This window comes from Flavobacterium sp. 21.1 (genome assembly GCF_057801535.1).
The window spans coordinates 606141-624214 of record NZ_JBYNXA010000001.1 but is presented as its reverse complement, the minus strand read 5'-3'; the positions used below and the strand labels follow the sequence as shown (position 1 = coordinate 624214).

General features: G+C 31.5%; 19 protein-coding genes and 1 pseudogene. 3 read left to right on the top strand and 17 right to left on the bottom strand.

Going from position 1 to position 18074, the window contains the following annotated elements:
• Positions 1-123: 123 nt before the first annotated feature.
• The 15 genes and pseudogenes from AC3E9U_RS02850 to AC3E9U_RS02780 form a co-directional block, all read right to left on the bottom strand.
• Positions 124-480 carry a response regulator transcription factor gene (locus AC3E9U_RS02850; protein ID WP_488745392.1) on the bottom strand — a complete coding sequence of 119 codons (357 nt, stop codon included), beginning with the start codon at positions 478-480 and terminating at the stop codon, positions 124-126.
• Positions 481-498: 18 nt separating this feature from the next.
• Positions 499-1707 (bottom strand): YaiO family outer membrane beta-barrel protein, encoded by a 1209-nt coding sequence (locus AC3E9U_RS02845; protein WP_488745391.1) that lies wholly within the window; start codon positions 1705-1707, stop codon positions 499-501.
• 38 nt (positions 1708-1745) lie between these two features.
• A complete protein-coding gene (locus AC3E9U_RS02840; protein WP_488745390.1) occupies positions 1746-3179 on the bottom strand; it encodes a glycosyltransferase family 2 protein in 1434 nt (477 codons plus the stop codon).
• Positions 3176-4234 carry a HEAT repeat domain-containing protein gene (locus AC3E9U_RS02835; RefSeq protein ID WP_488745389.1) on the bottom strand — a complete coding sequence of 353 codons (1059 nt, stop codon included), beginning with the start codon at positions 4232-4234 and terminating at the stop codon, positions 3176-3178. Before AC3E9U_RS02835 ends, AC3E9U_RS02840 begins: the two co-directional genes overlap by 4 nt.
• Before the next feature lie 291 nt (positions 4235-4525).
• Positions 4526-4792, bottom strand: a pseudogene (locus tag AC3E9U_RS02830) (DUF2400 family protein); the annotation flags it as partial.
• Positions 4793-4828: 36 nt separating this feature from the next.
• Entirely contained in the window at positions 4829-5458 is a 630-nt protein-coding gene (locus AC3E9U_RS02825; RefSeq protein WP_488745388.1) for a hypothetical protein, read from the bottom strand.
• Positions 5459-5496: 38 nt separating this feature from the next.
• A complete protein-coding gene (locus tag AC3E9U_RS02820; protein WP_488745387.1) occupies positions 5497-5784 on the bottom strand; it encodes an SMEK domain-containing protein in 288 nt (95 codons plus the stop codon).
• 7 nt (positions 5785-5791) lie between these two features.
• On the bottom strand, positions 5792-6709 hold the full coding sequence (locus AC3E9U_RS02815; RefSeq protein ID WP_488745386.1) for a hypothetical protein: 918 nt from the start codon (positions 6707-6709) through the stop codon (positions 5792-5794).
• A gap of 121 nt (positions 6710-6830) precedes the next feature.
• Complete coding sequence (locus AC3E9U_RS02810) at positions 6831-8606, bottom strand: DUF6119 family protein (protein WP_488745385.1); 1776 nt, start codon at positions 8604-8606, stop codon at positions 6831-6833.
• A 65-nt stretch (positions 8607-8671) separates the two neighbouring features.
• A complete protein-coding gene (locus tag AC3E9U_RS02805; protein WP_488745384.1) occupies positions 8672-10465 on the bottom strand; it encodes a recombinase family protein in 1794 nt (597 codons plus the stop codon).
• A gap of 107 nt (positions 10466-10572) precedes the next feature.
• On the bottom strand, positions 10573-10911 hold the full coding sequence (locus tag AC3E9U_RS02800; protein WP_488745383.1) for a hypothetical protein: 339 nt from the start codon (positions 10909-10911) through the stop codon (positions 10573-10575).
• A 263-nt stretch (positions 10912-11174) separates the two neighbouring features.
• Positions 11175-11864: a hypothetical protein gene (locus AC3E9U_RS02795; protein ID WP_488745382.1), complete on the bottom strand. Its 690-nt coding sequence runs from the start codon at positions 11862-11864 to the stop codon at positions 11175-11177.
• 77 nt (positions 11865-11941) lie between these two features.
• The gene (locus AC3E9U_RS02790; protein WP_488745381.1) at positions 11942-13147 is read right to left on the bottom strand and encodes a hypothetical protein; all 1206 of its coding nucleotides are present in this window, start codon (positions 13145-13147) and stop codon (positions 11942-11944) included.
• Positions 13148-13202: 55 nt separating this feature from the next.
• Positions 13203-13883 (bottom strand): recombinase family protein, encoded by a 681-nt coding sequence (locus AC3E9U_RS02785; protein ID WP_488745380.1) that lies wholly within the window; start codon positions 13881-13883, stop codon positions 13203-13205.
• Between the two features lie 167 nt (positions 13884-14050).
• On the bottom strand, positions 14051-14362 hold the full coding sequence (locus tag AC3E9U_RS02780; protein ID WP_488745379.1) for a hypothetical protein: 312 nt from the start codon (positions 14360-14362) through the stop codon (positions 14051-14053).
• Between the two features lie 200 nt (positions 14363-14562).
• On the opposite strand from AC3E9U_RS02780, the gene AC3E9U_RS02775 reads away from it, so the two are divergent.
• Entirely contained in the window at positions 14563-15549 is a 987-nt protein-coding gene (locus tag AC3E9U_RS02775) for a DNA cytosine methyltransferase (protein WP_488745378.1), read from the top strand.
• Between the two features lie 62 nt (positions 15550-15611).
• On the opposite strand, the gene AC3E9U_RS02770 is transcribed toward AC3E9U_RS02775, so the two are convergent.
• Both AC3E9U_RS02770 and AC3E9U_RS02765 read right to left on the bottom strand, forming a co-directional pair.
• The gene (locus AC3E9U_RS02770) at positions 15612-16088 is read right to left on the bottom strand and encodes a hypothetical protein (RefSeq protein WP_488745377.1); all 477 of its coding nucleotides are present in this window, start codon (positions 16086-16088) and stop codon (positions 15612-15614) included.
• A 37-nt stretch (positions 16089-16125) separates the two neighbouring features.
• Positions 16126-16788 carry a hypothetical protein gene (locus AC3E9U_RS02765; protein WP_488745376.1) on the bottom strand — a complete coding sequence of 221 codons (663 nt, stop codon included), beginning with the start codon at positions 16786-16788 and terminating at the stop codon, positions 16126-16128.
• A gap of 106 nt (positions 16789-16894) precedes the next feature.
• Between AC3E9U_RS02765 and AC3E9U_RS02760 the strand changes: the two genes are divergently transcribed.
• Together AC3E9U_RS02760 and AC3E9U_RS02755 are read left to right on the top strand one after the other, a co-directional pair.
• Positions 16895-17137 (top strand): helix-turn-helix domain-containing protein, encoded by a 243-nt coding sequence (locus AC3E9U_RS02760; RefSeq protein ID WP_488745375.1) that lies wholly within the window; start codon positions 16895-16897, stop codon positions 17135-17137.
• Positions 17138-17620: 483 nt separating this feature from the next.
• A complete protein-coding gene (locus tag AC3E9U_RS02755; protein WP_488745374.1) occupies positions 17621-17869 on the top strand; it encodes a hypothetical protein in 249 nt (82 codons plus the stop codon).
• Positions 17870-18074 lie beyond the last annotated feature (205 nt).

Sequence of the window (18074 nt, the reverse complement as noted above, 5' to 3'; positions counted from 1 at the left end):
CTGCAAAGATACGATTTTCTGACTCAGTAAGCGAATCGGTTGTGCGGATGTAAAAACATTTGATTATCAATCCGTTCGATTGACAATCATTTTTATAGGGGAAGTTTTGGTAAATACTTCGGTTTAAATCAAATTTTTGACTTTTGCTATCAGTTCGGCAGGATTAAAAGGTTTGGCGATAAATTCATCGACACCCAAATTCCTAACATCGATTACCGTCTGGTCTTCTTTTCCCAATGCCGAAATCATGATTATTGGTATTTCCGGATAATTGGTTTTTGAAAACAAAGTTATTTCACGACCCGATTTGAATGGCATCATGATATCTGAAATTACTAAATCCGGACGAACGGAACTGATTTTTTCGATACCTTCAATACCGTCTTTTGCGACATGCGTTTCATATCCTTCTTTCTTAAGAAGAAAATCCAAGATGTTGATAATGATCTTATCATCCTCAATAATTACTATTTTTTTCATACGCAACTGAATTTTGGATTAGAATTTATACTGAATAGAAAAAAACAAATCGAATTCGTTCTGGTAATTATTTGGAGTATATTCCTGACGGTTTAAAACTCCCTGTAATCCCAAACAATAGTGTTCCCACAAAAGTTTATAATAGCCTGCTCCGACTCTGAACGAGTTTAAAGCAACCCTCTGCTGTATCTGTCCTAAAGTTACTCTTTCGTCCGGCGAGGTTCCGTAACCTGCAAGTACGGTTGCATAATCGAATTTTGTGTCAAAGTAATATCTTGCGGTAGCTGTAAATGCCGGATACATTTTATCATCCTCCCATTGCCAGTATGATTTCAAATTGAACCAATAAGGTCCTGTATATTTCCCGATTCCCACAACTGCTGCATATATATCAGCATCTGCAGTGTTAATGTAACGTCCGCCTAAATCACCTTCCCAGCCTTTGCCCAGATTTCTGTAATAAGAATAGGAGAGGCGTAGTTTTGGAAAGATAACTTCATCACTGATGGCTACATTGGCAAAAGAATAGCTTTTCTTTCCGGTAGTGAAATAGGTTTCAAATTCATATTGGAATCCTGAATTTACACTGTTGCCGTTATAACGTCGATCCGCATAATTGATGCGCCCGATCAGGGTTAATTTTTTACGCTCACGGACATATTGTAATCCGACCAAATGCCAGGGGCCAACACCGTCACGGCTAAAAGTGGTATAATTATAACCTAAACCGATACGGTCTGAAACTGATTTCAGTTTTAACTCTGTTATTTGATTTTGCAATTCTTTATCATCCGGGTATTTTTCGGATACAGAATTCAAGTATTCAATCGTCTTTTCATCATCTTTTTCCAATGCAATTGCATCTGCTTTAAGAAGGTAGAATTCTTTTTCTTCCGGATAAAACGAAAGGCCTTTATCCAATGCAACAACTGCATTTTTACTGTTTTTTTCCTCAATTTCCAATTTAGCAAGATAGCTGAAAGCCTCTTTGTATTTTGGATTTTGAGCGATCACATGATTAAAATAATAACGGGCACTGTCCTTTTGTTGGGTAAGCCAATGAGCTCTTCCCAAAAGAAGATGGAAATCCAGATAATTAGGAGCATTTTTGATTCCGAGATGCGCTAATTCCTTGGCTTTTACGTAGTTTTTATTTGTATTTAACTCAAACGCAGCTTTTACCAAAAGACTGTCGGTATTTACTTTTTGTGCTTGTAGCGCAAGCATACCAATCAGATTCAAAATGATTATAAGAACTATTTTTTTCACTGTAACTGCGTTGAATTAGTAAATCCTTTTCGGGACATTACTCCCCATTTCTGTTTCTTTCTTATCACGTAATTGAAATACCCTCTTAATGAAGCATAAACATTTAAAGGATGATAAATGAAAGGCTCTAAAAATGCCAATACGATTAATCTGAGAATTTCTTTGATACCTGAATAATGCTGGTATATCAGCTGATCCAAAAGAACCGACAACAGGGTTACCGTAGTGTAGAACAGATAAATGAAAACACTGACGATCAGCAGAAAATCATAATTGATGTCAAAATAGAAAAAATCGAGTACTAAAACCGCTAGTCCTATGACTTCCAATATTGGAACCACAAATTCAAAAAAGACAAAATAAGGGAAGGCCAGCATTCCGGTTTTTCCGTATTTCGGGTTCAGAAATACTTTTTTGTGTAAAAATAAGGTCTGAAGTAAACCTCTTGACCATCTTGTACGCTGTTTTACAAATACTTCCATGGTGCTCGGCACTTCAGTCCAGCAAAGTGTCTCCGGAATATATTTTATCAGGAACTTTTCCTTTCGGTCGTGCATGTACTTTCGTATGCGGGTAATCAGTTCAAAATCTTCACCTAATGATTTATGCCAATAACCACCGACTTTAATAACCGTTTCTTTATCAAACATTCCCAGTCCTCCGGAAACTAAAAGCAAACTGTTCATTTTACTCCAGGCCATTCTTCCAAATATGAAGGCTCTGATGTACTCCAGTTCCTGGAATCCTGCAAAGAAATTTTTAGGATAATGCGATTTGTAAAGTTCACCGTCTTTAAATTCACATGAGTTAGACGTACGGATCGTTGCTCCGGTGGCAATTACTTTCTCGGTGTTTTCAATGAAAGGTTTCGCTAAAATAGCTACGGTGTCTTTTCTTAAAATACAATCTACATCAGTACAAAGGAAAAGAGAATACCTAGCAGAATTAATTCCGGCATTAGTAGCATCCGCCTTACTGTTTCCGTTAAATTTATCAACTACCAATAATTTCGAATAGATCGGATTGGTCGATTTGTAATGTGCTTTTACGGGCTGCGTAACTATTTTTTCCTGATAGAAAAAGTCAACTTTCACCAAACTGAATTCGGAGATAAGTAATTCCAGTGAATTGTCCGTACTTCCGTCATTAACGATGATTACCTCAAATTTAGGATATTCCTGGGAAAGTAATGATTTAACGTTGTATACAATAGTTGCAGATTCGTTGAACGCAGGTGCAATTATAGAAACTCCAACAGTATGATTGGATTTAACCAATACGTCTTTGTGTAAATAATACTTTGAATTATAGTATTTTTTAATGGCTAAATACGACATTAGTGCCAATAAAAGGTACAGTATTACATAGCTTACGGAATAATAAGCTGCGAATATTTCGTAGTATTTTATGAAGAATTCTAGCGTTTTCAATTCAGATATGGATTAATAGCGTGTAATACAATTTTACTGACGATCTCGTCTTCTGTTTTATTACCGGTCGTGAAATTTTTAAAGTAGGACGGATCAATTTTATTGATACAGCTTACGATTTCAAACTTGATTTCCAGGTCGTTTTCCTGAGTTAAAATCCCAGAAGCGAATTCCAGTGTCTTTTGATTCCCGATAATCCCTAATGTTTTCAGACAGGAAATCTTATTTCGCTTATTGGTTTCTGTTGGATAATGGCTGATCAGAATATCATTAGCATCAGCGATTTTTAATTCACGTATCGCCAATAAAGTTTCTTTTCGCACTAAAACATCTTCATTATGAAGTAGTTGCTTTATCTGCGGAATATCTAATGCTTCTTTATAACGGATCATTAATTTCAGCGCCAGAATTACAATGGAATCATTGCTGTGGGAAATCCATTTGACAATGTTCTTCGGAAGTTTTGATTTTTTCTGATAGATGATATCTAAAATCTTAAGTTCATCCGCTCGTGAAATTTTTTCCGTATAGTCGTCTAAAACTCCGAATTTTTCATCGGATAACGCTATAGTTGCAATCAAAGCATTGGAACGCAGGTATTTGTTTTTAGATTCTAAAAGTGATGTAAGCTGTCCTTTTTTAATTTTATAATCCAAAACCTGAAAATGGTAAATACCCAATGATTTGAAATACCATCTACGGTCGTTAAACAATTTACGGCTATAATTTTGAAGTCCGAAATATTTGTAGATTAATAATATCCTATTCTGGTCTAATCCGTGGATGTTTTGTTTGAAATGGATCAGTTTGTTAAGAATCATGTACCTGCACCAATTTTCCTCATAAGGAATCGTGGTTTTGAAATCGGCGATCTTTTTCTTCAGCTCTTTTGAATCGTAAGTCGAAAAAATAATTTCAGTCAGAAAATCATTCACCAACGTATCTATTTCCTTTTTCTTTGCGGTTAGTTTTTCCGATTTAAATCGATTGATAATTAATGAAAAAATCAATGTGCCTACAATCAGAATAAAAAAAGGAATGAGGAAGAATTTCAAAATTGAATAGAAACAGTCAAAGGTATAACAAGGTTCTAAATCGTTAAGATTTAGCTTGTTAAAAAATTCTGTCAGGGCCTCCGAATCTAAATTCCCTATTTCTGGGACTAAGTTTTGACTTTTGTCTTTAAGAAAGAGCAAAATAGTATTAAACATAAAAATTTATTACAAAATCAAGGTTACTTAGGTTTTTTATGAAACAGATTTGGGAGAAATGTTTGAATAAAAATCAAAATAAGCGGCAAAGATAAAGATAAAATTAATTGAATGTTGGTAAAATGTTATGTTTTGCTAAAATTCTTCAAAAACACCTAATCCAAAGAGGGCAAAATCATATTTTGCGGGATCGGTAGGGTCCAGCAGACGTAAATTGGTGTCCAGTTCCTGTAAAGCTTTGGCATCGTTTTGTTTACGTGTAAGTAATTCCAGTTTTCTGGCTACATTCCCGGAATGCACATCCAAAGGGCATGAAAGTTTGGAAGGAGAGATGCTTTTCCAGATTCCGAAATCGACGCCCTTGTTATCTTTTCGGCACATCCATCGCAAAAACATGTTGATAAGTATAAATTGTATGGCTCAGTCTTCAAATATTATTTATCTCATATGCTTTTTAAAATCAATCATTATTTCCTTTTCGTTATAATGTCTAAGTATAATATTAAAATCCAGTAGAATGTCTTCTCGAAAATTATCAAATACTGAAATTGTTTGTATTTGATTTTTAGGAAAAAATCTTTTACTATTGGGGTTTATTTCTCCTGTCTTTACATAAAGTTTATAAAGTCTATGTAACTCTTGAAACTTATATTGTAAGTTTTCTAAGCTATCTTTAGTGTTAACATCTTTGAATAAGTGAATTGGCTTAACTTCAAGACCTTGCTTAATTAGTCCAATAGAGAATGCCTTGTTTATTTCAATAATTGCTTCTTCAAAGTCATTCATACTTCCTTCAAGGTAAAATGTATCTAATAAAGCTTTTCGCTTTATCAGACTTTTATAATTTTTAATTGCTTTGTCATCATTTTGTGAAGTTAAGCTATTAAGTTCATTGTAATATTTCACTTCATTTGATAAAAAGTCGCAAATTCTTTGAAGTTTTGCTGTGTCAAGAATTTTAATATCTACAATTAAACTTTGAAAGTCAATGATGTCTTTTTCGGTAAAATTTATTTGACTTACATTAGAAAATGGAGAATATTTAGGTAGCTTACTTCTTAATAACAAAATTTTGAGTGTGTCAAATTGTTTTTTTAATTTATGCTTTACGAAACTATCAATAGTCTTTTGAACTTTAACTTGAGTATTTGTCGAAGTAACTTGATAAGCATTTTTTTAGTTTCATCAACAAGGTCTACACTAGCTGCGTTTCTTTTTGTATTGTTTATGTTTTGTAAATTTAAGTCATAAATAATATTTAGAAGTCCTGCAAAAAAGTCTTCTGAAATTATATTACTGTCATAAAAATTTAGCAATATTCTATTTCTAAAACTTGTCTCAAGTAATGCGAATGTGTCTGTTATTTTTTGAATGTAATCTTGTCTTAATAGCATTTTATTTTTATTTCATTTGATAGTAAATGTCTCCAGTTTGAGATGCATGTCTTCTTTTTATCAATATCATATCATTTAATCGAATTCTGCCTTCTAAAACTTGCATTAAGTCCATTCCATCCATTAAAATCATTGATTTTAGAATAGGACTACCCGTTTCGGTACATTCTGAAGAGAATGGACCAAGTGAAATAAATAAGCCTAATGTGTTTTTTAGTTTACCTTGTATTTTTCCTCCAAAGGAATACAAGTCGGCAGCAACTATTGATTTTTCTTGCCATTTTGCTTCTAAAAGATAATCAGTGTTATCAAAGGTAAAAGCTCCATCAATTTGTTCACCAATAACTTTAAAAGCCGCTTTTGGGTCTAAATCAAAAAAGGTAAACAGTTTATTTAAAAACTTTTCAAACTGAAATCCTTTTTGTTGAGAATTAGTATTCGAAGCTATTTCGTAAAATTCCATTTTTAGCTCATCTAGTTTCTGCTGATATGCAATACTGTTTTTAAGTTTTTCTTTATTTATTTCTCTTCTTTCTTCTGCTTTTTTTAATTCTTCAATTGTTTCAAAATGCCCTTTTGCTTGATTTCTTAACTTTTCAACAGCTACTTTAGCTTTTTTTATTAAACCTTTATTTTCTTTTTCCCAATACTCCAAATGTGAAAAATCATTAATATTGCCCACTTCTTGAACTAATTTTAAGAGGTCTGTTTGATATAAATCTTGTCTCTTTACCATTCGGTCGATTAACTGAGATACACTTTCGTATTTTACATTATCATTCCAATCAATAGTAGAGACAATTGCCTTATTCTCAATAGTCAATTCAATAAACTGCCTTAAATCTTTTTTTCGATAATATATTGCAACTAAAGCATCCTTTAGTGCTAAAATTGAATTAGTCGATATTTTTTTATTAATGTTCATTTTTTTTGTTATTAATAATGATGCTAAGTTCTGTAAGTGATTTTGAAAAAGTAGATTAAGTCCAAATGTACCAATTTAAGGTTAAGTTGCAAGAACTAAACAAACACACCTGGAATATAAATTAATTATTAGCCAAATCAAATATTTTTATTGGATATGAATTAGTATTCATATCTCTTACGCATTGAATTAAGGCATATTTTGCAATATTTGAGCGAAGTGACGCTACATCTGTTCTTATATCTAGATGAGTACTTATTTTTGATTTAAATGCCATTACAAAGTAAATATCCTTAGTATTTAAAGTGTTCAAGAAATCAATTTTTATTATTTGCCTATTTACGTTTTCAGGTTTAGTATTATATCCATCAATAATTCCATTAACGAATTCATAACCCCCAGAACTTTTATCATTCCAAAACCTTGTTGCTGATATTACTACTTGATTTGTTAAATCCCTAATTTTTCCATCAAAGCCATCCTTAACATGAATAAAATAAATTGAACTTTCGTCTTCAAAAAAGATGTCACAAAGTTCAATGCCTTGATTTAAAATAGTGTCAAAATTTCTATAATTTGGAAATGCTGAATATTCACTGTTATAATTTGTTTCAGTCATAGAACTAGGCCAGTTAACTGTCAAAATATTATCTCTCAAATAATTTTTAGAAAGAATCGTAGTACATGTTTGATTAATTGTATCAATGAAGTTATTTTCGACTTTATACCAATTATTATCTATTAAAAATATAGGCCTTGCATTAACTGAAATTTCACATGTAAGATGCATTGCAAACATTGCAACTGTTTTTTGGATAGCACCTCTAAAACCTTTTACTTTTATACCTGATAATGTATAATTAAAATCTAATCCTGCATGATTGTTAAATAACCATTTTAATCCTTCAAAATAAATTTTATCCTTATCATTTACAGTAGCAAAAGGATTTTGAGCTCCTCTCTCATAAAGTTCATATTTATCACATTGATAAAATTCTTGCAGTCTTGAAGGGTGAACAAAATCAATATCAAATCTCGGTGGATTTACAGCAGAAGTAGGTACTAATCTATCAAACATATCTTGTCTAATTCTAAAGTTTAATTCTCTTCTAAAATCACCCTCAGTAATATATTTATCTTTTATATGGATAAATGAAGTCAGTGAGTGATGAACTTCATTTTCCAAAACACTTGCAATGACTTTAAAAACTTGATGAAGTTCTCTGAATGTTACTCTAATTTTTATGCAAAAATATGAAGCTACTTCTAAATTAATTTTATCAGCAGTAAGGTCAAGGAAATCAAACAACGTATCTTTTAAATCTTGTCTTAAAACAATGTTAATAGATGTTGGAATGTTCGTGAAGTTTAACGTATCACTTAACTTTTGTCCATATTTAAAAGTAATCTTTTCTTCACTTAAGTTTCCTGAAATACCTCTGGTAACAATGAAATTAATAATATCTTCATTGGGGTCCGATAAGTATTCGTATAGTTCTAATCCAAAACGATGATTAATAAATCTTAGTATTGCTCTAATACCTGTGCCTCCAATGAATAAAAAGATATGGTCATCAACTTCCGCAAATAATACAAGTGATAATTGCTGAATAGTAAAATTATGTTCTGAAACTAATTCAGATGGTAAAAATGATGCCCAATATGAATCTTTTTGTTCTTCATTATAAACATATGTGGAGTATTTTACACCATCGTGAATTCTAAAAGGTATTGGAGTTCCAATGTTCTCTTCATCATCAATTTTACGTCTATGCGCATCTACAATATGTTGAATAATTTGTGTCGATGTATTGTAATCTCTAAATTCATAGAAAGTTTTATCAACTTGAAATATCTTAATTTCATATTTATTATCAGAATCGAAGAAATCGTTCATAAAAAGCGTTTATAATCAAATATAATGATTAAAATCAGTTGTAAGAAATTTCTAAAAACAAATCCTCAATTAACGACTATAAGTTCTTCTTTTGTAAAATATAAATTCTCGTTTACATAAGTTAATTTCTCATCGCCAATAAAAGCATCGCTAAATGGATTTCTCAAATCATCATCATGGATTACATCTGTATTATAATATTTTCCATTCTTAACTCTTTTAACCAATCCAAGTTCAATTAGATTATTAAACCTACTTCTATAGGATTCATATTCTTCTTTGCCTTTGAAATTGATTCTTTTAAGAACTCTTGCTCTATCCTTTTCTAATTGTTCAGGACTCGTAGCCTGTTTTCTATAGTTTATTAGCCAATGAAAATTATATAATGTTGATTTTGCGATGAATGTAGATACCTCATCGTAATTTCTATATTTTATCTTAAATGTAAAATTTCCGCCATGTGATGTTGGAATTCTGTCGTAATCAATTTCAACCTTTTCAATAAGAGAATTGACCATTTTTTTAAGAGACTCAAAATCAATTTCTTTAATATAACTTTCGATTGTTTCTTTCGTCTTCGAATTCCTTTCCTCATTGGAAGCTACAGACAATTTCTCAATAAGAATATCAACCTCCTTTTTAATTTTATCCAATTTTCTCTTTGATTTTAGATAATCTGTTTGAATTTTTTCATCATCTGAAAGATTAGGATTTGTAATAAGGTTGTATAGTTTATTGAATTGTCTAGTTTCTTTTTCTTTCTCAAGCTTCTTTTTATTTAATTCATCATTTAGCAGAACAACTTCTCCTTCATTTTTTGGAGCGTTTATAAGCATTTCTTTTAGGGTTTTACTTTCAAAGAGATGTTTTATAATAAACGTATCCATTTTTTCAATATTTATACCTCGATTTTCGTGACATATATGTTTTGTAGAAAGAGAGCGTCCCCAGCATTTATATTGCGAATTAGTGCTTTCCTGTCGTTTTTTTCCATAATATTTCTGTCCACACTTGGAACAAAATAGAACCTCATCTAATAGATATTTGAATTCTTTCTTTTTGCCAACTTTTATTCTTTTACTTGTGTATAAATCATTTACTTTATTGAAATAATCTTCCTCAAATATTTTGATTGGTATTTCAGTTTCAACTCTATTTTCCTTATCATGTTTTGACCAAATTCTTTTTCCTATGTATATCTTATTTTTAATTATACCATCAATCGTAACGCCACGCCATTTAGAATTCTTACGTGTTGGAATTTTCATATCATTGAGTTTATTAGCTATATGATAGTTTCCGAGCCCTTCAAGCTTCCATTTAAAAATTTGCTTCACAACCTCAATCTCATCTTCAGCTATAGCAAAATTATTGTCATTATCTCTAGTGAATCCATATGCTTTTAGACCATGAGTTTTACCATTAATGAATTTTTTTTCATTTGCACTTTTCACTTTCATGCTTGTCATTGAAACATGATAACTATTAATCAATGATAGCATTGAAGCCATCAACATATTAGTAGCGTCATTCAAATTGTATTCATTGCCAGCTGGATAATATCCAACATTATTGTTAAGGCATTCAGCCGAGAAGTATATCCAAATATTAGAGTCTCTTTCAATTCTTGATTGGTCATAACAATAAACATGAGTAATTTTTTTCTTGGAAATAAGTTTCATCATTTCACCAAAAGCGGGGCGAATTTTTTTAGTTCCAGATACTCCTTCATCAACAAAAAACTCATAATTCATCCCCAGTTTTGTCGCTAATTCTAAACCGCCTTCCTTTTGCGTTTCAATTGAATAATCTTGTTTTCCAGATTTTAGATTTGAAGTTCTACAATAGATTGCTAGCATAAGTTAAAGTCTTTAAAGATTAGTATATTCATTTTTTGGAAAATCTGCCTACACTTCAATATTTGTGTAGGCAAAGGCTTTCCATTTTTGACAACATTCTCATAAAATCAACTTTTGGATTGATTTAAGATTTCCATTATTTTTTGATGTGGGGGCATTATATTTAGTAACTTATAACCACTACCACAATCATCAACAGTATACATGACTTCAAGAATTAACAACAGTACTTCAACTTCTGATAATTTTTTGAGTTTTCGAGTTATTGATTTTAATTTAACTCCCCATTTTTCTTCGAAGTTCTTTAAGTCATTAGCAACTTCTAAGTCCGCAATAAATACGTCTTTCCAATTGACACATGATAAATCATGTTTTAAATGATGTGTTGAATCACAGATTAAATTCATTTCGTTTACGGTTAAACCGAATATTTTTACTTTACTCATAATTTTAAATTTTTTAATTAATAATTTATTTAAGTCAGGACAAAGGAGTCCCTGTTCGGATATTTTACCGAATATTTTATACTGAAAATCAGTTATTTGTTTTTTTTTGATTTTCGTGAAAGATTACCTTTCTTTCACATTTTTGAACTTTAATTTTTAAGCCATTCAATTGCTTAATACTGCGAGGATAGAAGGAAATTTTGATTCTCGCCACCTTTTTTGGTTTTTTCCTCTCCGTTGTATTGGAAATGGGCTTTTAAATCTTAGGCAGCATAACCAATAAATGTTGCTTTATCAATAAGCAAGTCAACAATATCCATAAGTTCTTCAAACTCATCTACTTGATTAACGTGCAATTTTAATGCTTCATTGATTTGATTTTCCAACAATCTTAATTCTGATTTGCTTGGTTTTCTTGATATTGGAAAATCATTCTGTAAAAAATAATGTCCACGCTTTTTCCCACTGTACCAAGCAATATTCATACTTTCGCCAAAAATGCTTAATGAAACAAAAATTGGTTGGACTTTTACTTGGATGTTTAATGGGAAAACAATTCTTGAAATAATTTTTCTCATAAAAATCCTAACTCCGAAACATATTGAAGTATAATATAATTTTACATATTTTTCATTGCGTTTACTTGCATTTGAATAGTCTGAATCAAACTGTTTTTTTAATTCATCACAAGCTTTAAGGAATTCTGATGAAAATTCTTCTTTGCTTCTACCAAAACTATCATGAAGATAACTGCTAACAGAGTTAGTCAATAAAATGCTTTCAATGATATTATGGTTGACAAAAACGTTATCAAGTTTATTATCAAGTTTATTGGCTTCTTCCATAACTTGGATAATTAAGCGAGCATAGATTCCTTCTTTTTTAGTATAAGAAGCATTTTTCATTTCATTTAACATTGATTGTGTCATTGATTTTTTGTTTGAATTTTTCATGTTATTAGGTTTTAATGATTAACATGACAAAGGTATGTGGGGTCAAAAAAGAGGGTCTACCGAAATAGACCCTTTTTTTATTTGTTATTTAAATTTATTTTATTTCTTTCGAAGAAATCCTCTATTTCTCTAGTGATTTCAGCTTTTCTAATTTTCTCTTTTTCTTTATCAGGATTTACTTTGTATGTTTTGTCAATTAATTTTTTTGCATTTTCAACACTGACCCCCATTATTAACCCTAATACCATGTTCTTGCTTTTTTTAGAAGTATCTAATTTCGATATAATATTTTCAATGCCCAATTGAATCAATATCTCATATCTTTCAGCTAAATTATAATTAGGTAGCTGAGAAAGGTTAAGTGTAATATCATCATCTGTCTCAGTAGAATCTTCAGGTAATGGTATTAGATTAATTTTAATTTCTTTTTTCTTTTGAAGAACTTCAGGGGTATAACCTTTTTTGAAAATTTCATCAGTTATAAAATCAAGTTTTCTTTGCCTTACTAGATTAAGAAACTCTTTGTTTTTATTATCTAATAATGAAACGTAGTCAAACATTAATAGTGAATCCTTAAAATCTGTATCTAAAAAATTATAATTAACATTGACACTATTAATCTCTTCAACAAAAAAATGTTTGTATTCATTTTTCAAAAAATCTAACTCATTTGAATTAGGAAACTCCTTTAAGTAATTTTCTTTTATCTGATGGTAAAAATTTCTATACACATCTACTGTGCAATTATGCCAAAAAATGAGATTATCATCGCAGAAGTTAAACATTTTAATAATAAACTGATTAATCATTTTATTTGATAATATGAGTTCTTTACTCAAACCAATTATTTCATTGTCAACTATAGCTTTCTCAAATGAATTTAAATATTGATGCGCCTTTGTCGTACGTTTAATTTTCTTTTTCAAATTAATTGATAAGGAGACACCTTGTTGAATAGCTCTTGAAAAAGTTTCAAACTCCAAATAAATATCATCTTCATCATCAATAGAGTTGTGCTCTTGTGATAAAGCTAAAAAATCTTGGTCACCATCTGATAAATATAGTCTTTCTTCTTCTGCTGCTTCAGGCATATTATCAAAATTAAAGGCATGATACTCAAACCATTCATTTCTAAAATTCTCTTCAAAAAGAATAACATCATCGCCTTTAATATTAAATGATTCATAATCGCTATCTGATAAATTCCCATTATTGTTTACAAACAATTCCTTGAGTTTAGATTCGACCGTCTTAAAATATTCTAGTTTTTGTTTTTTAGTCATTGTAATTGAGATTGAAATTACAAACTCAAATATAATTACTTTGTTGCAATTACTTTTATACGTTGTTTGACGCTTGATATCTTTTATGTAATCTATAGACACTTGTTGGATTATGAAGTTTTCCTTTTGCAGTACCAAAATTCAGTTGATTTAACAAATTAGCTATCTTATCGTAGCTGAATCCTTTTGCTCTATATTCAACAATTAGAGCTGTTGATTGCACATTCGATTTGTTACTAAGTGCTTTTTGTTTAATACTTTCTACCCCTTTTTTCTGAGCTTCAGAGGTTAAATTTTGTGGAGAGCCAAGTTTTATACCTTGCCTCTTTCTTTCAGCTAAAGCAAGGCAAGTACGACTTGATATAGCCTCCCTTTCTGCTTGAGCAACTGTCGCATAAATTCCCAAACTCATTGTATTAAAGCTAGGCATATCTAAAGCTTTTATTTCAATATTGTTTTTTGCAACACGGTCACGCAGCTGAAATAAAAATGAAATGCATCTCGAAAGTCTATCAAGCTTTGCTATAATTAAAGTGCATTCTCGTTGTTCGCATAATTTAATTGCTTTTTCCAATCCTTCACGTTTGTCATTTTTCCCGCTTTCTTGTTCTGCCACTTCACCTATTAATTCGCCTCCAATACTTTTGATATAATTTTGAACAGCGGTCTTTTGTGCCTCAATCCCCAAATTCTGTTTTTGCGTTGATGTGCGATAATAAGCAATAAATTTTGTCATGGTATATATTTTACGGATGTTAAACGTTCGTTTATGATTTGTAATTTCCACGAGTGTAAGAGGAAATATTTTCCCGCGCCAGCTTTTTGGGATATTTTTTTGATTTTCTTCCAAAAAGAAAACCCTGCGCAAAGCAGGGCATCTTCTTATATTTTATATCGATAGAATTATTTGCCCTCTATGAAGTCGATAACAGGAACCAGCATGTCACAGTAGCACCCTTCAACGGTTTTAACTACTTCACGATTTTTATTGATGAATATAATTGTATAATCATCCACCCATCTTAAACAAACTTTTACCCAGCCTTTATGGGTTAATCCTTTTACTTGAAAAGCCAAACCTCCTTGAAATTCTTTCGATTCACTAATTGCTGCGAAATGTCTAGCTCCCCAAGCCATTAATGCCGAACGGTCTGCATATTTGATTTGGTCCATGATTGTTTGGGCGATTTCCATTGTTCTTTCTGATGTTTCCATGTTTGTATATTTTAATATTCCTTGTACACCACGAGTGTACAAGGAATATTATTCCCGTGCCAGCTTTTTCACAACTATTTTTAAAAAACTTTCAGCTGTAAAGACCCGTGAATAGGGAGATTGTAGAAATATTTCACTTTTCCCCATAGCAAAATATGTCTTTTCCTCCAGGGCGAAATATTTATCAATAAAGGATAAATATGATAAAAGAAAAGACAGAAGGGATTAATGTACTTTCCCTATTTGACGGCATCTCTTGTGCCAAATTAGCTCTGGAAAGAGCAGGAATAAAAATCAGTAAATATTACAGTTCCGAAATAGATAAATCAGCTTTAGCAATCCAAAAGCATCATTACGGAAAAGATAAGAATTTCATTCAGCTGGGTGATGTAAAAGATATTAATGGAATTGATTTAAACGATGAGATTGATTTGGTGATATTTGGTTCACCTTGTACCAATTTAAGCAGCATAAACCCTGTTGATAGGCGTGGTTTGGAAGGTGATGAATCGAAGCTATTCTATGAAGCTCTAAGGATATTAACCGAAATCAGGGTTTCAAAACCAGCAAGCAAAAAACTTTATTTTTTAATGGAAAATGTAGCGAGCATGAAGGCCATTGACAGGGATAAAATAACCGAAGAACTATCAAAGATATTTTATGATGTAGAGCTATTGAAAATCGATTCAGCATTGATAACACCAGCACATAGAAGACGTTTGTATTGGACTAACATTCCTAATGTTTCAGTTCCTAAGTCAATTGATATAAAGTATTCGGATATTCTTGAAAATGGATTTGTAGATAGAGATAAGGCCAATGTTTTATTATCAGGTAATGTCACCTTGACCAATGGGATATTCAGGCATTTTAAAATGAACATTGGTAATATCATTTACAAAAATGAATCATTCGCAAAACTGCCAATTGATGAGAAGCTTTTGAAATATCCAGCAATTTTGGAATCGTCGGGGTACATTGGAAAATCGGGTAGTAACCCCGATGAATTGGATTTTCCAAATGGGTGCTATCGTCATCCTTCTATTAAAGAGTATTCTCGCTTAATGACTGTTCCAGATAATTATGTGGAAGGTGTTCCTAAAATCAGCAAAACTGATAAATTAAAAGTTTTGGGATTGGCGTTTTCAGTTGATGTAGTTGCACATCTTTTAAAAGAGTTAGAATAGTAAAAAAGAAAAAGAGCCGGAGACGGCTCTTTTTTATTTTCTTAGTATTCGTCTCTGAATATTTATTCCCAACCTTTTTCGACTACCCAATAGGAAACTCCATAGTGGAACCCACTTTTAGCCACAAATAAATCACCAATAGCTCTTTGCTCCATTGTTAAATCTCCATTATTGTCCCATTCCAAATATCTTTTAGTGTCTTTTGCGGTCAACTCACCAACTTTAAAATTATAAGTTTCATTTGATGGCTGTGTCATATCCCAGTTGTAATCATTCTCATTATTATGGTCATTAACAGTTGACCACGTCTTAATCGTATTTCCTTCTATAAGTAGGCGAACGTGAATGGTTAAGCCTCCTGATGGGTAATAAGCTAGATGCCACTTCCCTTGCACGTAATTTAGAACATCGCTTTCGTTCTTGAGATTCACTTCTGAATTTTCAGATTCTGAATCCTTGTTGATGTTTGAATCACATTTCACAGCCCACATGAAAATGATAAATGCGAATCCTAAAATGTACAGTAAATTATTTTTCATTTTTGATAATTTAGAATTATAACTATTAATAATTGAATTAGAAACTTCGGATTGCTCTAACATTTATTGCCAAAGCTGGAGATTGTATATATAAATGTTGTCGCCAATAATTGTTATTTGAATGCCAATCCACACTCCAAACGTTTGTCATTGGACTTGAATTATACGGATTGGGGTCCGCGGAATCGTTGATATCATGTGATGAACTCCAAGTATTTTCATTTATGCTAAAAAAGTCAGGTATAGGATGCTGATACTTGAAAAAATAAAGTACCAAGTACAATTCTTCCCTTGATGGCAAGTACCAATCATCTTTACCATTTTGAACCAAATCATAGCATATTTTAGCCGCATAAGTTTCACCATTATTATTGCCAATATGATTGACAATTTTAGTGGTGTTTTCTTTTCCAGTTCCGATATCAACACCTAATTGTGGTACTGGAACAAGCAATTGAGTTTGTGGATTACGGGGTAATTCTCCCCATTCTACAAGACCTAATACTCCAGTTACTTCAAGTCCATGTTGACCAGTGACATCTAGAGAAAATATACGACCTCCCCCTGGACCAATACCTCCTAATGTATAAGTTGTCGGTGTTGGATTTGGGTCAGGGTTTGTATTATCGTTTGCAGAAGAATCATCACTGCTACACGAGAACAAAACAGCTAATAATGAGAGAGTAAATATTTTTTTCATCGCTTCAATTTTATGGTTACAGAGCAAATATATACGAAAAATAGGTTATAAGCAACCTGTCGTAATGAATTAGTTGTTTGCGACTTCTTTAATCTAATTTCCACTCATGGAAACAAAACAAAAAAATGAAGTAATACTTCTTGGTAAAAAGATAAAAGCATTAATAGTCGAGAAAAACTTAACTGTTATGAATGTAGCACACGATGCTAATCTTGATGCTACTAATCTTAGAAAGTATATTCGTGGTTCCCAAGAAATGAAGGTTACAACTCTCATCAGAATTGCATCGGCTTTAAATGTTTCAACTAGTGAATTACTTGACGATTTGAAACCCAAGAAGAAAAACTAACTCTTCTTTTTCCTTTTTAATAGCCTATATAACTCATCCAATTCCTTATCGGTTATTCCATCCATTATTAATATTAATGGGAATTTAGGCTCTTCCGTCCTTAATATTTCTCTTAATTGTGAGAATTTGATTTTCAATTTTCTTTTCATGATTTCCTTTTATAATAAATACTTTCCCCATAGGATTTCGCTAAAATTTTTAGAAAAAAATTTTTAGAAATTTTCAAAACCAATCAAAGTGCTTCAAAAAATGGGAATATGAATTTCCCTTGAAGAGGGCGGTCACCGCAGATTGAACTAGATTAAAGCCTTATATGTCTTGAAGTTACAAACAGGTAGGGAGTACATTAACTTTAAAAAGTCTAATTTACTTCTCATCAGCAATGAGTTGTCAATGAAGCACATAAAATACCAGGTTTTATGGACTTTTGTTGGTTTATTCACGTGGTTTTGATACATTCACGGAGTATAAAAACCTGTAAACATGAGTAATAAACAAAATTTCAATGATTTCTTCCCAACAGATAATTCATCAAGCACAAACCTAAAGTATGATTTAGTAGCCAGTAAATTTATGACTGGATTTGAAAATCATCAAAGAAGACAATACCATAATGCCCAATCCACTACATTTCTTTTTGGAATCATTGGAGGAATATTCCAAATAGCTATCGGGTTAATCATCTTCTCATTTGGCATCTTGAAAAGCATCTTCAACACCTCAAGCAAGTAAAACATCCTTTAATAATGTTTTTTGCGATATTTATGAATTTTGTGAAGCATTGATTTTATTGGTATTCACAACGATTTTATACCTTTTTGATACACATAAGGGCGGCACGCTTTTGGAAATTCCAACCGCAGGCGGTCCTTATGTGTATCATTTTTTAAAAATATCCTCTACAAGCCTTATGAATAAAGGGGGTATAGAGAATCAT